This is a genomic window from Pseudoalteromonas aurantia (assembly GCF_005886875.1).
GTDB classification, from domain to species: Bacteria; Pseudomonadota; Gammaproteobacteria; order Enterobacterales; family Alteromonadaceae; genus Pseudoalteromonas; species Pseudoalteromonas aurantia_A.
In genome coordinates this window covers 11,938-28,903 of record NZ_PNBY01000135.1, presented here as the reverse complement: position 1 = coordinate 28,903, position 16,966 = coordinate 11,938, and the positions used below count along the sequence as shown (strand labels likewise).

Sequence of the window (16,966 nt, the reverse complement as noted above, 5' to 3'; positions counted from 1 at the left end):
TCTTCGTTTCGCTGCTAAGCCGTCTTTTTGCTTCGATACTGCCTGATTATGTTTAAGCATACCCTGTTGTTCAACAGGGTGTATGCTTTGAAAAGAGTGTAAAACCACAAAGCGGATGTTGTTCTCAGTGTATAAATTAGCATACTGAGCAATATTGGATACCTCCAAGGAATAGACAAACGGCCTTCGCTTTATGATTGAATTTAAAGACCGTTTAACTGGTTACTGTAAATGCTGGCAGTGACACAAAATTATTTACAGGCTTATAATTTATTTGCCTTCTCAATCAATCGAATTTAATTTTTTAACATTAAAACTCAGTTGACCCTGACTCGATTCGCCATTACCAATCAAAAAGAACGACTAGTCACTCGCCGGTTTTACATAGGTAGACAAGCCATAGGTAAGTGCTTTTAATACTCGATTACCGTTCTATTCTAAATATGAAATTCTCAGCGTAGAATAAACATACATTTAAATAAAAGGTAACCAATACATTATATCACCCCGCATTTTTACAACTAAGGTGCTCACTCAACATATCAATAAACCGACGGACTTTAGGCGAAAGATGTTTTTTACTCGGGTAAATCACATAAACATTCACCGTTGGTTGGCTATACTCTGCAAAAAGTACTTCTATATCATTATGAGCCAATGCATTTCCGATATAAAATGCAGGTAATCTGCATACGCCTAGCCCAGCTTTAACCATCGCAAGTTCCATATGTCCGTTATTACATTTTACCCGCTGTTTTACATCAACCGAAAATGCTTTTTCACCACGCTTTTCAAATTCCCAACGACCCGGCATCTTCAAATTTGAATAACAAATTGCATTGTGGTTAACCAATTCTCGAGGGTGGTGTGGCTTCCCATATTTTTCAATATAACGCTTTGACGCGACGATATAAGTCGGGCAAGAATAGATTCTTTTGCATATTAAGCTCGATTCATCGAGTGCAGGGGCCGCTCGCACCGCTAAATCATATCCATCACCAATCACATCAATACGCTTATCACTCAAGTCTAATTCTAAGCTAACGTTCGGGTATTGTTCCATATATTGTGCGATAACCGGCTTTAAATGATCATGACTAAAACCTATTGGGCAGCTGATCTTTAATGCTCCTTTTGGGATCGAGTCATTATGAGCCACTAAATCAAATGCAGTTTGAGCATCTGAGACCAACTGCTCACATTGCTGAAAATACGCCTCCCCTTCTGGCGTCAAAGCAACTGACCGCGTCGTACGATTTAAAAGTCTCACCGCTAAGCGCTATTCAAGCTTAATAACCTCTTTGCTTACGTGTGAATTCGAATGCCCTAACGCTTTAGCCGCTGCACCAAAGCCTCCACGCTTAACCACTTCAACAAAAATAAGGATCCCATCAAACAAATCATTATTAGCCATATGGAAATAGTTACTCCACTTTTAAAGTATTAACATCACATAGAACTTAATATAGACTTATTTTCATCGAGTCAAGCATGGTCACAATCATTAAAGGGTTTCTAAAGCAAACCGCATGCTAACGCTCATTATCATATATATTATTTGGAGAACACCATGAAGGTATTAGCATTTGCAGCAAGCAGCAGCCGCCAGTCAATTAACAAGCAATTGGCAATCCATGTCGCATCAAAGATAAACAACGCAGAAGTTGAATTGCTTGACCTCAACGATTACGAAATGCCTATTTACAGCTCAGACAGAGAAAATGCATCAGGGATCCCTGAACAAGCACAACGATTTTTTGCAAAAATAACAGAAGCGGATGCCATCGTTATCTCTTTTGCGGAGCATAATGGGACATATACCGCAGCTTATAAGAATATCTTCGATTGGGCATCCCGCATTGACATGAAGGTATATCAAAACAAAGCCGCTATTTTACTTGCAACATCACCGGGCCCTGGTGGAGCAAAAAGTGTATTAAGTAAGGCTACGGACTCGGCACCTTATTTTGCTTTAAATGTAAAAGCATCAATATCAGTACCAAGTTTCTATGACAATTTCGATATGCAAAAAGAACAAGTCACTCACTCTGAAATTATTGACCAGATCAATACTGCGATAAACGGGTTAGTAGCTTAGTCAATAGAGTGTAATCGTAATACCGCTATAAACAACAATGATTAGGGAGCTTCTTCTCCCTAACAAAAAATATGAATAAAAAAACAACCAAGTTAAACAAAAGTTACTGAAAAAAGAAATAATTAAAATCTGGTGACTATGCAACGTATTTCAGAAAGATAAATATCACTAAATGTTAAAATTATTGAAATATAATATTACACTCCATTATCAGCAAACAATAAAAACACATTACTCCAAGCTATAAAAACATCCATTATAATTAGTATTATAGTATTAAATAATCCTTTTTCATTGACACTTGTTTACAAATATACGCTAATAACCATTCTCATTCGTTGATGTATCGTGTACATTGCGCCGCTGTCAATAATAAGTGGAGTATGTATGCTAATTAAAACCCGATTACTATTATCTTTTATGTTAATTGGTCTGGTGCCAGCAGGAATAATCGCGCTATTTTCCTTACTAACGGCAAGCTCTGCTCTAGAAAAGCAAGCATACAACCAACTCACCTCTATTAAACAAATAAAACACACACAACTGACGGACTACTTTAACGCACGTCAAGCAGATTTAGAGATCTTAGCCTCCGAGTGGCAAGCCGCGCACGCTAAAAAAGCAAATCAAGCTCTCAAGCAAACAGCGCAGCAGCATCACAGTTTCTTTAAAACATTTATAGAAAAAAAAGGCTACTACGATTTATTTGTTATAAACCCTAATGGCTTTGTAGATTACACCGTGGCTAAAGAACCTGATTATCAAACGAGTTTAGTATCGGGCCCATACCGAAACTCTGGACTAGCAATACTTTACAACAGTGTACTTATAAAACGCAGTTTTGTACTTCAAGATTTTAGTCGCTACGCACCGAGCAATAATGAACCAGCCGCCTTTATTGGTTTGCCTGTTATTGTCAATGGTAAAATTGAAACAATAATTGCATTACAGCTGTCTATCGATGCAATCAATCGAATCATGCAAACCCGAGATGGAATGGGTGAGTCGGGTGAATCATATTTGGTGGGTGATGACTTGTTAATGCGCTCAGACTCATACCTTGATCCAACAGGACATTCTGTTATTGCAAGTTTTGCTGGCAACGTTGAACAAAATGGCGTGAATACCGTCGCAGTAAAAAAAGGGCTACAAGGCATTTCTGATACTGAGATTATTATCGATTACAATGGTAACCCTGTTCTCTCTGCATACCTCCCCTTCACTTTTTCAAACCTAAAATGGGTTTTGCTTGCAGAAATTGATGAATCAGAGGCATTTGCCCCCGTATATAAGATGTATTGGGCGATTGGTTTAATTGTCATTATCACGTTAATTGGCGTCGCCGCCATCACCATTATGATCGCAAAGTCAATCATACGCCCGCTTGGCGGAGAGCCGAGCACGATGCACTCAATAAGCGAACGCATAGCACAAGGTGATCTTCGTCAAACCTTTGAACACATGGACTCGCAGCAAGGTGTTTATGGCGCCATGGCACGAATGAATCAATCATTAAATAGTATGATTGGCACTATCGTCGAATCTACCTCGCAATTAGCGAGTACCGCAGCGCAAACCAGTGCAGCCAGCAGTCAGTCTAATGCCAGTTTGCAAGAGCAACACGCAAACATCGAACAAGTCGCCTTTGCAATGGAGCAAACCAATCAGTCTATCGAAGAAGTTGCCACTAATGCACGTGCAGTGGCTGATTTAAGTCATAGTGCTGAGCAAACTTCTAGTTCAGCCAATGAAAACCTGCAAGCAACAGTTATTCAAATGCAAAAGCTCGGTGCAGCCATCGACAATGCAGAAGCAGTGATAAAGCGGGTTGAAGGTAATGCGCAAAATATTAGCCGCGTATTAGAAGTTATTCAAACAGTTACCGAACAAACCAACTTACTCGCGTTAAATGCGGCGATAGAGGCAGCACGTGCAGGTGAACATGGCAGAGGCTTTGCGGTTGTTGCTGATGAAGTTCGCCAACTTGCTAAAAAAACCCAAGAGTCAACGGCTGACATTGAAGGAATGATCAATAACTTACAGTCAGGTACACATCAAGCTGTTGAAGAAATGCACCTGTCTATTGAAGCGACCAAACTGACCATTAATGCTGCAAACGACAGTGCAACACTGCTTGAAGATAGCGTGCAACAAATCAATCAAATCGCACAAAGCGCTGAAATGATTGCCACTGCAGCTCATCAACAAACCATGACCACAGATGAAATTAAGCATAACATTAAGTCAATCAAACAAGCAGCTGTTGATAACGCAGCAGGCGCAGATCAAGTCTCCTCCGCGAGCTATGAATTAGATAGGCTAAGCAAGGATCTTAAAAACGTCACAGAAAGCTTTAAGCTCGCTAATTAACTCACTCTCAAATAAAACGCCAGTTCACTCACTGGCGTTTTAAAAGCTAAGTTATATTAACGTTTTACAGTACATTACCTTATAATTTTCTGGTGATCATCAAAGCTAAAGCCAGCAATAAACTCGATACCACTAAGCAAGCTTCTAGCCCATAACTTTGATAAATTAAGCCTGAAAACACCGTGCCAAATAATCGGCCCATAGCGTTAGCCATATAATAAAACCCAACATCTAACGATACGCCATCGCTGTCTGCAAGTTTAACAATTAAATAACTGTGTAAAGACGAATTAATCGCAAACAAAGCACCAAACACCAAAAGCCCAATAACAACAATAGCGAGTGGACCTACATCCAACACCAAACCTGACGCTATCAACAAAGGCACCAAAGTTAATGGCGTAGCCCAAACCACGGCAGCTCGGTTGCTTTGTTCAATGCTGCTCGCTCTACCTGTGATTTTAGGCGCATTCGCTTGAACTAAACCGTATAAAATGACCCATGTTGCCATAAAGCCGCCTACCCAAGTGTGATCCCAACCAAACTGACTAGACAAGTAGACAGGTAGTGCAACAACAAACCATACATCTCGGGACGCAAATAGGCACAATCGGGCCGCAGACAGTAAATTAATCGCTCGGCTTTTTGAGAAGATCTCAGAAAACTTGGGTTTATTTTGCTTTTTACCTAAGTCTTGCTTTAACAAACATAAACTCACCAACCAAGTAATACTCAACACGCCAGCCATCATCCACAAAGCACCAGAAAAACCAAGCCATGTGAGTAATACCGCCCCCAGAAAAAAGCCAACCCCTTTTAACGCATTTTTAGAACCGGTTAACAAAGCAACCCATTTATACAAGGTGCTATCTGCATTTTTAGGGATCAATAATTTTATGGCACTTTTGGCACTCATTTTATTAAGATCTTTGGCTATTCCAGATAACGCTTGGGCCACCATAACATAAGCAACGGTTAACCACTGCGGGTTAATAGCCAACATGGCAATAGCGCCGATTTGTAAGAATAGCCCCACATTCATCGTTTTATTCAAACCCAAGCGTGCCCCAAGCCAACCACCGAGTAAATTGGTAACAACACCAAACATTTCATAAAACAAAAATAGCATGGCAATGCTAAGCGGACTGTATCCTAACTGATGAAAATACAACACCACCAGCATGCGCAATGCACCATCAGTCAACGTAAAGGTCCAATAGTTCGCCGTGATCACTAAGTATTGCTTTAGCGCTTGCGATAAATGTAGAACGGGCATAATACTCTCTAACTATTTTGTGCAATAACATAGCGAACAAGGTCGGCGGTACGATTTGCATAACCCCATTCATTGTCATACCACAAGTACATTTTTACTTGGGTATCGTTAATCACCATTGTCGATAATGCATCAACAATACTGCTGCGCGGATCTGTTTTGTAATCAACCGATACTAACGGTCTCGTTTCATATCCTAACACCCCTTGCATATCACCATTTGCAGCGTCTTCCATCCAACGATTGATTTCTTCAGCTGTTGTCGGTCGACTTACTTCAAAAACACAGTCAGTAATAGAGGCATTTGCTAAAGGCACACGTACCGCATGGCCATTGAGTTTACCTTTTAATTCTGGGAATATATGTGTGATTGCAGTCGCAGACCCAGTAGTTGTTGGGATTAAGCTAGCACCACATGCCCTCGCTCGACGTAAGTCTTTGTGAGGTGCATCTAAAATTGTTTGCGTATTGGTTATATCGTGAATAGTGGTCATTGATCCGTGTACGATACCAATCTTATCTTGTAACACTTTAACAACTGGTGCCAAACAATTGGTCGTACACGATGCTGCCGTCACTATTGGGTGTACTGATTTATCATATAAATCATGATTTACACCCATAACCACATTCAACACGCCCTCTTCTTTAACTGGCGCAGTCACTACCACATGCTTAACACCTTGTTGCAAATATCCTGATAACTTTTTTGTGGTTTTAATTTTTCCTGATGCTTCGATGACTAAATCACAGTCAGACCAATTCGTCTCTTCAAGCAACGTATTTTGTGTCACTGCGATCTGCTGATCATTAATAATGATGTTTTCGCCTTGCGCTAGCGCTTCATGCTCCCAACGCCCATGTACCGAGTCAAAATTCATCAAGTGTGCCAATGTATGTGCGTCACCAGCAGGATCATTAATACGAGTGATCGAAATATTGACACTGTTAAATAAAGCGCGCATTGTTAAACGCCCCATACGGCCAAAACCATTAATACCAACTTTAATCGTCATTTTTCTCTCCTAAGTTTTCTGTGTCACAGCATGATAAAACACGCTCAGGCCTAGAGCCCATTGCATTCAGTTTGGTGAATGCCGCTAAATAATATGCTTCGTTATCTTTATGTGTCTGCGCCAACGTTGTTAACGCCCATTGAGGTAACGCATCGTTGACTCTGTAATAGACCCACTGCTTATGCTTTCTATCTAATAACAGTTTTTCTTTACGTAATTGCGCAAGATGGCGAGACACTTTTGGTTGGCTTTCATTCAGCGCCACCATAAGTTCACACACACATAACTCTCCCTCTTGTTGAATAAGTAATAACGCTTTTAAACGTGTTTCATCCGCTAAGCACTTGAAGAATGTGACAGGATCCATACTGACTCGCTATAGTTTTATAATATATGAAATATCATATATTCGAATTTCCATATATACAAGTATAAAATTGCTTTGACACATCTTTTAATAAAATATTCATTGATAATTTCCTGGTCTGGTATAGGTTAATAATTACCCAAGGAACCTTGGGCAATCAAAATTAAGGAAACGAAAAGTCAGATTTAAATTTAGATGCTACATCGCAAGTAGCGGGTGGCCGACCTAAAAGTTGGTAGGATGGCTGCGGCCCTTCAATGGACCGATTTTGCTATGAGGAATCTCTTTCCCCACGCTTTTGTGAAGGCTAACCCAGTAAGTCAATAAAACACTTTTAGAGTGCTTTTTAGGGCCCAAGCATTAAAGAACATCGAGTAGTCCTCTATTTATTAAATTTGATACTAATCTTTCACCTAAATCGGCATAATAGTACAAAATAGTTCAACAAGGATTTAACATGAGTGAGCAAAATTCAAGCTTTGAAGTCAACTTTGATGGTTTAGTGGGCCCAACACATAATTACGCGGGGCTATCCTATGGTAATGTCGCATCTCTCAATAATGCCGACGCAATTTCTAACCCCAAAGAAGCTGCACTGCAAGGCTTAGTCAAAATGAAAGCAATGCACGATATGGGGCTGAAACAAGGTGTATTCGCTCCTCATGCCCGTCCAGATGTTTCTGCATTACGCCGACTGGGATTTACAGGCAATGATACACAAGTACTTAACAAAGCAGCAAAAGAGTCTCCCATATTATTAAGAACGTGCTATTCAGCGTCAGCCATGTGGACCGCCAATGCTGCAACTGTGTCTCCTTCTCAAGATACCACTGATGGGAAAGTCCATTTCACCAGTGCAAACCTGAATAATAAATTTCACCGTTCATTAGAACCCAGTACAACCAGTAATCTACTCAAAGCCATGTTTAATGATGATGAAACCTTTGTACATCATACTCACCTACCCGACCAACCATTTTTTGGTGACGAAGGCGCAGCAAATCATACTCGTCTATGCGATGAACATGGTACTAAAGGATTAGAGGTGTTTGTGTATGGTGCAAGCAGTTTAAATCAACAAATAGTCGGACCAAGTAAATTTCCTGCTAGACAAACATTAGAAGCGAGTGAAGCGATCGCGCGATTACATAAAATTCCAAACGAACAGCGTATTTTTATTCAACAAAACCCTGAAGTTATCGATCAAGGTGTTTTTCATAATGACGTTATTGCCGTAGGTAATGCGAATGTTTTATTTTGCCATGAACAAGCATTTTTAAATCAAACACAGGCATTAACCCAAATACGTCAAGCTTACACTGGTGAAAAATTGCACATTGTTGAAGTGCCAACCCATGCTGTCAGTGTGCAAGATGCAGTAAAAAGCTACCTATTTAATAGCCAGCTAGTCAGTTTGCCTGATGGAAGCATGATGTTAGTAGCACCTGAAGAATGTATTAAAAATCAAAAGGTCGCTGATTATATTGAATCTATGCTAAGTGCTAACAACCCTATTAATACAGTGAAGTTTTTTGACCTACGTCAAAGCATGCAAAATGGCGGCGGCCCCGCTTGTTTACGTCTACGTGTTGCACTCACTCAAACAGAACTAAGTAAAGTCAATCAAGCGACATTAATGAGTGAAGAAAAATTTAACACTTTAAGCCAATGGGTTGAAAAACATTATCGAGACAAGTTAAGTGATCATGATTTGGCAGACCCACAATTACTCGTTGAAACTCGCGCGGCGCTTGATGACCTGACTGACATATTAAATCTGGGGAGTGTTTACGAATTTCAAAAATAGGCACACACTAAAAGATACTTTCTCTTTAAAGGCTGCAAAGATTTTGTAGCCTTTAACCTCTTTTTACTCATGTATTTCTATCCATATTTAAATTTGTATTCAAAACTATGACATGATAAATTAAATTGCATACAATATACATAAATGGATCTTCTTATGCTGCGTACTTTTATTATACTCAGTACATTACTCTTATCAGCCTGTGCTCAAACAGGTATGGCTGTGCCTACTAGCAAACAGGTTAATTCACTACAGCCAGTTTCTTATCATAATCAACGCGTCGATATTCAAATCAGTGGCAGAACCTCTAAACTGAACCACATAGACATTGCCTTTTTAGGGAAAACAATTCCCCGCACTTATAGCGACAATAAAATTCATAACAGCAGAGGCTATGACTGGTGGGTAAGTAAACATTTCGCTTTAAAAAGTGATTTACCCGAAGACAAAGTCCGCCTCTATTTAGAGTTGCTTGAAATGTCTTATCCTCATTACGTTGAACTGTTTGGAATGGCCCCCAGCAACATCGCTAATCAACGAATAGCAGTGGTATATGGGAGCTCTCGAGAGCGGGTGCGAGAAGCGATGTTAGACGATGGTTTTTTAAGAGGTGTACATAAAACAGCGGGCGGAGAGACCATGTTCTACAATCGCGCGGGCTATAACTTTCCAAGTCACCGTGAGCACCATCAAAGATATATCGTCATACATGAAACCATGCATGCATTTCATATGGCACTCAATGGTCATTCAACTTGGGCCCCCAATTGGATCACTGAAGGTCTTGCTGATTCAATTGCCAGTCATGTATATAACCCAGAGACGAAAGAACTCACCGTCATGGTTTTTGATAGAGCGCCAATGAATTACATCACGACTGGCTTGAAGCAATTTAAAGCAGGCAATGCCCCCTCAATTGAGGCAATTAATAATGATCCTGCACTAAAACGAGGCCTCAACTTCTTCGTCATACACTTTTTAATGCAAGATCCAATAAGGCAGCATTATTTCAAACGTTTTCTTGCTAAGCTCATGCACGAAAACCCCCATTCAGACGATACGCTCCCAACAGCGAATAGATTATTGAAGGAAATATTCCCCAACTGGGAAGAGGTTGAGCGTCAATTTCAAGCGTTTGTAACAAACATTCGGCCTACATTTCAGATAAAAAGTGGTCCATGGGAACAAAATGGCGGTGCGTATTGGTTACGAAGTGACGACAGCAAAACATTACACGAGCTCACAATCACCCCCCATAAACGGGCGCATCACGCAGTTTTAGACTTTCCTAGGCCTCAAGCAAGCTCTCTCATAGATACGAAGCTCTCAGAAAGCATTGCCATTAAAATTGATTTTGAAAAGTCACACATTCATCGCGGTCAGATAGGTATTGGGCTTCACGCTCATCGCATATTACATCAAGATGCGCAAGAACACATGATCCCATTAATGCTTTTTGAGGGTCAACGACTTTCCCTTGGTTCAATCGCTTCGAATGTTCCTATTAAGTCACTTGCACTCACATCAGATATAACCGAGGAACTTGCAAAAACAGGTCGTTTAGGTATGACCATTACTCAACAAGACGATAGGTTAATCGTTATTGCTGCAACAAAGAGCCACAAACAAACTCTGAACTTTAATTTACCTATGCGTGTTGACCTAAACACTCTATCAATACTTGGGCAAGGTATGAACCACAAGCTAACACCTTATTTATCAAGCCATACTCACACCGTTGTGCACCAAGAAAATAACAATACTGACCCTTGGCTTTATCCTCAGCCAGATCTCATTCTTCGCGCTTTTAATGCATGCGAAAACTATGCGACTATTCTACGTCACTGTCGCTCACAACTCGCGCAGTATATACAAAAGCTCCCCGATCCGAGCCAACATTTATCAATTACACAAGCAATTCATGACTTGATTTCAAAGTGGCAACCACAAATACCAACTTATGCAGCCATGACTCTTAATGGGATAGATATCAATACTTACTTCGACGCCCAGCAACCTTATATGACCGTGAATAACACAAGTAACACTGATGTGAAGGTCATGATAAGTCCGCTCTCTTTGTCGAATAAAAAGCACGCAGTAGTCAAAGCGAAAACGACTGCTCATATCAAGCTAGATCCTAAAATGGCAGCCGTTAACTACACTCTATATCTAAATGATTTAGTCGCAGATGGTCAAATTGACCTGCATGACACATTATTTGATGGCGTGTATTTAAGTGTGTCAAAAAGCGATGGAAAATTGACACTTGAATTAAGTGGCCCTTATTCAGGGCAAACGTCAGGAGAAATTTCTGCCACGTTTTTAAGCTACAAACATTCAGATGCAACAAAGACAGTGTGGCGCCAACCCGTTTCAATAGCTCCTTACGAGCATAAAGTTTGGCGTCCCACTGAACTAAATTTGCAGCACTATAAAATGGGTATACTTGAAATATCAGCGATATTAGATGTAGAACCTCTTAAGCTAACTAAACGAGTTAAATTATGAATCTGAAATTGTATAAATAAATACGACCCCTTGCACTCTGTCTAGGATCCAGTAGCTGGCACATTCATGTGAGTAATATGTTTCTATGAATGTGCCACCGTCTCTACATAACAGAACAAGTCGAAAAAAGAGAACAATTGAATCAATGCTTAATCACATGCTATTAATTTTCTTGCATCTTCTAGCTATCACTCAATAAAAAAATTGTGGCTGAGCAACTAATATCAACCATTGCTCAGAAGAACATTTATCCAAATACCACTTCACAACTCTTAATGGCTTGGTCAGTCACCCGGCCTTATCGCATTCAGCTTGTGATATCGCATGTTCCATCGCCGTAATTAAAGCCTTAATTTTACGTTCAATATTCTCTATGTCATCTGTTTTCAAACAAACATCTATATCTGCAGACAATTGATGGATGTCTTCACAATCAAACATCCCTGCCGTCCCTTTTATGGCATGTATTGATTTTGATAATCCATCTAGATCTTGATATTTTATCTGGTTTTGTAATTGCACCTTTTGCTCATACAAACCACTGATATATTGCTGCTTTAAAGCTTCAAATTCTTCATCAGGTAAATCTAACTCATCATCAACCGCAATCTTTAAATAGTGACTAACTTTTTGGTTGAACTGTACTCTATCAATTGGCTTTGACAAATGATCGCTAAAACCGAGCTTCATATAGCGCTCAATTTCATGGCGCATCGTATTGGCGGTTAATGCAATCACTGGCGTACTGCACCCCGTTGCTTGAATAAAGTTCAGAGCTTGCTCACCATCCATCACGGGCATCTGAATATCCATCAAAATTAAATCATATTCGTTATCTAACACCGCTTGTACTGCCAATTGACCATTTTCCACTGTGGTCACGTTTAGACCCATGCGCTCTAGAATACGTTTGATCAACCGACTATTATCACTATGATCTTCTGCTAACAATATATCGCCATTGAGGTCATTCTGTGTATGAAGGGGTTGCTCTTGCGCTATTTGACTTTGATTAACTTGCTCGAAACTCGTTAACCAACGGGTTTTCTCAGTCGTAAATAAACCTAACTTTAAGGTGAATGCGGTACCTGAACCCACCTCACTTTCAACATCAATATCACCGTCAAGTTTACGTGCTAAATTTTTAGAAATATTCAGCCCAAGTCCAGTGCCTCCGTACTTTCTTGAGGTCGAAGAATCAGCTTGGTAAAATGCGCTAAACAACTCTTTTTGTTCATCTTTTGCCATTCCGATGCCCGTATCCTTTACACAAATAAGTAATTTTTCATCTACACACCTTACCCCGATAGAAATCTTACCGACCGTTGTAAATTTCATGGCATTTGAAGTAAGATTCAGCAATATCTGTCTGAGGCGTGTCGGGTCAATTACCACATAGTCAGGTAATGGAAAATGGTAATTCAACTCAAACTCAAGTCCTTTGTCGCGAATTTGTTTACCTAATAATGACTCAACATGCGCGATTGAATGGAATAAATTGGCTTCTATTAATTCAATTTCTAACCGGTTCGCCTCTATTTTTGACATGTCTAAAATATCATTAATAAGGCCCAATACATGACGGGAATTTTGTAAAATAACACTGATCGCATGATTACGTTCATGCGGTTTTATATCCCCTAACATTATACCATCAGCATAGCCAATGATTGAGGTCATAGGTGTTCTGATCTCATGACTTATATTGGCTAAGAAGCGGCTTTTTGCTTCACTTGCATCACGTAATTCAGACGCCAACTGTTCCAGCTCATAAGTGCGTTTAAGTACCTTTGATTCAAGGTTTTTATTAAGCTCAATATTCTCTTCACTGGTTAGTCTAAACTTATCTGCAACGGCAAACGCCAACAACATCGCATCTAATGCGATACCGGTTAAACCGAGCAAATATAAGTTAAGAGTAGAAGGGGGTAATATTCCTAAGTTGGTTAAATTACCAATCATGTTAGGGACCATCATAGCAACATACGCGAGTACAAAGTATCGCGCTGGCACAAAGCCATCTAGCATGCATCTTACCCCAATGAACATACCTAGACATAATGCAATGCCTGTCATAACGGTTGCCCATAAAAAACCAAAGCCTGGGAACAAAATACAAAAAGGTAGGCCTGTTGCTGATATCACGCCTACCCAAATCGACAGGGTCGCTAAGTTAGGGTGTGTTTCTTTTAGTTTAAGGAGGCTGTTATAAAAGAGCACGTTGGCAATCGGTGCAAGCGCAAAGCCTAACCAATGTAAGTGGGCTGAATAAAATCCAAATAACTGATCTGAAATATGAAAAAAGTGGCTCCAAGCGAAAACCCATACGCCAGTAAAAATAGCGTAATAAAGATGTGTAGTATCTTTAGAGCCAATGTATATCAATAAATTATATAACCCCAAAACAATACCTACACCAAAGCACAACACCATGATGAGGTTTTCTCTTACCACCAGCTCTTTAAATTCACTGACTGATTTAATAACAAGTTTTGTCGGCGTATAAAAAAAATCGCTTTCAAACATCGTTATTAAATAATAACTTTCACCAGGCAATAGCCTGATAGTATTCCCATAATGAAACGCAAATTCATTTGGATTATCACCACCACTATAATAACGTTGAACTTCACCATCTCGATGGTAAACCCTTGTTTCAATACTCGACATCACCGTGTTATATGGGTAAAGTACCAGTTCTTCTTGTTCAGTATTATTTTCCAGCTCTACAACTAACCAATAACGCCCTGAAAATAGAGTCGTTGAAGGTAAAATATCAAGCCTTTTAGACCAGTTTTCTATTGTATTAAACGAGTCAGGGAATCCTGTATTATCTTTCGAAGCGAACAACGTAGCATGATCATGTAAATTAACATCAAGTTTTTTTGAGTCGTACGAAAAAGGCTCGCCAAAACTCGACAAGGAAATAAACAAACTCAGTATCACGATCAATCTAGTCAATAAGTGCATACAATGCCTTGAACGATTCAACTTTGTAGGCAAACACTGTACTTTGCTTATCCACCCATGACACCCTTCTGTAAGTATTGGCTATTACTGTCAAAAACGATAGGTAAAATCAACACCAACCCGTCTTCCCTCACCTTTAAAATCTTCTAACATGCCCAAAAATTGGCTTAGATCAAACTTCAAATGGCTATATTCTTTATCGAATAAATTCTTAGCCCAAATATTAGCTTGCCAACTTTGTGTTCGGTACTGTTTATTAAAGTGCCATAGGGCATAGCCAGATTGCATAGCATATGGATTTTGGTTTTGGTCGAAGTAGTACTCCGATTGATAGTCGACACCTAACGAAGTCACAACATCTGCACCATCAAGCATGTATTCATAACTTAACTGAGCATTAGTGTTAACTTCAGACGTGAAAGGTAAACGCTTATCTGACAGAGTAACCCCAAGCGGATCTGTATAATTTTCAAACTCAGCATGAGGTATAAATCCAGCGCCAATATTAAGCACTACGGCCGCGGTTAGCTGATACTCGATGTCAATTTCAGCACCGTAAATTTTTGAAGAAGCAACATTTTCTAGTAATTGAATCGGTGGTAACCCTGGTTCAGAAGCTGGTTGATTCATAAATACTTGTTGGTCTTGGTAATCATAATGAAAGAGTGCCCCGTTAACTTTAATGCCCGCCTCTGACCAAGTAAGTTTTGTGCCTATTTCATGTGCATTTAATGACTCAGGTCCATAAGCTGCATTCTCTGCTTGTTCAAGGCTAGATAAATAACCGCCATTATAACCCCCACTTTTATTACCATTAGAGAAACTATAATAAATCATTTTGCCTTCAGAGAAATCATAGTTTATTGCAACTTTACCTGATAAACCATCGTCATCTCTCGCACCTAATACATGATAAAATGGTAACAGTACACCTTGAGGTTGGCTTTGATCTAACACACTGTTCACTACCGACACCGAATCATATTCAACAGATTCGTCACTATAGCGTAACCCAGCCGTTATACGTGTCGACGGCCGCCATTGCCACTCATACTGTGCAAACAATGCAGCAACGTTAGTTTTTATATCATTATCGTAAAAAAACATTGTGGATGCTGCACCAAATGGTGTGCCGCGTAAATCTCTGCCTAAATCATTATTATTATCTTGATAAAGGCGCTCTTCTAACAAAAATACACCAGCAGTCAGGTGATCTTTTCCTATTTGAGCATGGTATCTAATCTCATTATTCAGTAGTTCGGCTTTTAAACCTAAGTTACCTTCGCATAATTTAGCTGGCGCACCATCACAATTAAAAGCATGCATTCTGTCTAAGCGACTAAATGCATTTAACCACACCAACTTACTGTTATCACTGACATCCCAATTAACTTCTGCAGTCCAACCCTTTCCAATACTATGGTGAGGAGAGTCATTGTTCACGCTCACAGCCCAAAAATCATCGCTACCGTCATTAAAGCCAAATCGATCAACACATTTACCTTGGGAGGCGACCGCCGCTGAACACGTCACTAAATTTACAGGGTCACTGTATATACCTATATTACCTACAGGTTGCACAATGCCATTCCAATGGCTGTAGTGGGCCTTAAAGTAAAAACTTATGGTATCCCACTCACCAAAATAGCTTAATCGTGCATTGTTTTGTTCTAAACCAGCTTCAGGTGATGGCTCATATAAATTGTAACTAGTGTACTCATACTTTGTGTGGCTAAAGGCCACTCTAAACGCTGAATGAGCATCCACTTCATGGTTGTATGCCCCTTGCAGTTTTTGCCAGTCGTCAGTACCAATACCTCCCGTCACGTAACCATAACTACCCGCATCAGGTCTCGCTGAGCGGATTAATATTGCACCGCCGGTACTATTTCGGCCAAACAATGTTCCTTGAGGGCCCTTTAATACTTCTATCTGCTCAATATCAAACAAATCTACTAATTGATTATTTGCAGAACCAACTGACGCACCATCAAGGTACATGGCAACAGGAGATGTATTGGCTGTATTGTAATCAATCAGACCAACACCACGAATATTAACTGCTGGTGGTGTCCCTTCTGCCGCGTTTTGGCTAATTTTCATATTCGCAACAAAATGGCCAATTTCGGTCGCATCTTTAATCCCTCTTGACTCCAACTGTAAACCAGTGAGATGTGAAACCGCAATGCTAACTTCATCAATCGATTGAGCGCGTTTTTGGGCGTACACCTCTATCTTTTCAATGGCTTCTGAGGCGGCAAAAGTGTGTTGGCTATAGGTACCAGCCACGATGGACGATAGGATAAAATTAAAGGCGAGAGATTTTGTCATTTCCATACTCTTATATTGCAAATCATTAGGTTGCTGACCGAGAGTATAGTTCAAATGTCATATCATCCCAAAAATATCAATAGGTACAAGTCACATTTATTACCAATAGTTTACCGCAACAACCCCCTCTAAGAACTTGCCTGCCATTTCATATAACCGTAAGTTAAAATATTGAAAATAACAGGCGATATTTGTAAAGAATAACCGCATCTAAACCGGT

General features: G+C 39.9%; 11 protein-coding genes. 4 read left to right on the top strand and 7 right to left on the bottom strand.

The genetic code is table 11. The features are described 5' to 3' along the window. Positions 1-502: 502 nt before the first annotated feature. Entirely contained in the window at positions 503-1,270 is a 768-nt protein-coding gene (locus CWC18_RS19465) for a substrate binding domain-containing protein (RefSeq protein WP_349666247.1), read from the bottom strand. 9 nt (positions 1,271-1,279) lie between these two features. Then, complete coding sequence (locus CWC18_RS21880; protein WP_349666246.1) at positions 1,280-1,414, bottom strand: helix-turn-helix domain-containing protein; 135 nt, start codon at positions 1,412-1,414, stop codon at positions 1,280-1,282. Positions 1,415-1,570: 156 nt separating this feature from the next. Between CWC18_RS21880 and CWC18_RS19460 the strand changes: the two genes are divergently transcribed. Then, positions 1,571-2,098 (top strand): NADPH-dependent FMN reductase, encoded by a 528-nt coding sequence (locus tag CWC18_RS19460; RefSeq protein ID WP_138590011.1) that lies wholly within the window; start codon positions 1,571-1,573, stop codon positions 2,096-2,098. 387 nt (positions 2,099-2,485) lie between these two features. Then, positions 2,486-4,468 (top strand): methyl-accepting chemotaxis protein, encoded by a 1,983-nt coding sequence (locus tag CWC18_RS19455; RefSeq protein WP_138675923.1) that lies wholly within the window; start codon positions 2,486-2,488, stop codon positions 4,466-4,468. A gap of 79 nt (positions 4,469-4,547) precedes the next feature. Here CWC18_RS19455 and arsJ read toward each other — a convergent pair whose 3' ends face one another. Genes arsJ through CWC18_RS19440 form a run of 3 tightly spaced genes read right to left on the bottom strand, consistent with a single transcriptional unit; the run spans position 4,548 to position 7,127 of the window. Next, positions 4,548-5,744, bottom strand: coding sequence for an organoarsenical effux MFS transporter ArsJ (gene arsJ / locus CWC18_RS19450; protein WP_138675922.1), 1,197 nt, complete (start codon positions 5,742-5,744; stop codon positions 4,548-4,550). 8 nt (positions 5,745-5,752) lie between these two features. Further along, a complete protein-coding gene (locus CWC18_RS19445; protein WP_138675921.1) occupies positions 5,753-6,760 on the bottom strand; it encodes an ArsJ-associated glyceraldehyde-3-phosphate dehydrogenase in 1,008 nt (335 codons plus the stop codon). Beyond that, complete coding sequence (locus CWC18_RS19440) at positions 6,750-7,127, bottom strand: metalloregulator ArsR/SmtB family transcription factor (protein ID WP_138590019.1); 378 nt, start codon at positions 7,125-7,127, stop codon at positions 6,750-6,752. Before CWC18_RS19440 ends, CWC18_RS19445 begins: the two co-directional genes overlap by 11 nt. Positions 7,128-7,584: 457 nt before the next feature. Between CWC18_RS19440 and astB the strand changes: the two genes are divergently transcribed. Continuing rightward, positions 7,585-8,934, top strand: a complete 1,350-nt coding sequence (astB, locus tag CWC18_RS19435) for an N-succinylarginine dihydrolase (protein ID WP_138675920.1) — start codon at positions 7,585-7,587, stop codon at positions 8,932-8,934. A 156-nt stretch (positions 8,935-9,090) separates the two neighbouring features. Then, positions 9,091-11,445, top strand: a complete 2,355-nt coding sequence (locus tag CWC18_RS19430; RefSeq protein ID WP_249930157.1) for a hypothetical protein — start codon at positions 9,091-9,093, stop codon at positions 11,443-11,445. A gap of 288 nt (positions 11,446-11,733) precedes the next feature. On the opposite strand, the gene CWC18_RS19425 is transcribed toward CWC18_RS19430, so the two are convergent. Beyond that, positions 11,734-14,415: a 7TM diverse intracellular signaling domain-containing protein gene (locus CWC18_RS19425; RefSeq protein ID WP_138675919.1), complete on the bottom strand. Its 2,682-nt coding sequence runs from the start codon at positions 14,413-14,415 to the stop codon at positions 11,734-11,736. A gap of 90 nt (positions 14,416-14,505) precedes the next feature. Then, a complete protein-coding gene (locus CWC18_RS19420; RefSeq protein WP_138675918.1) occupies positions 14,506-16,746 on the bottom strand; it encodes a TonB-dependent receptor in 2,241 nt (746 codons plus the stop codon). Positions 16,747-16,966 lie beyond the last annotated feature (220 nt).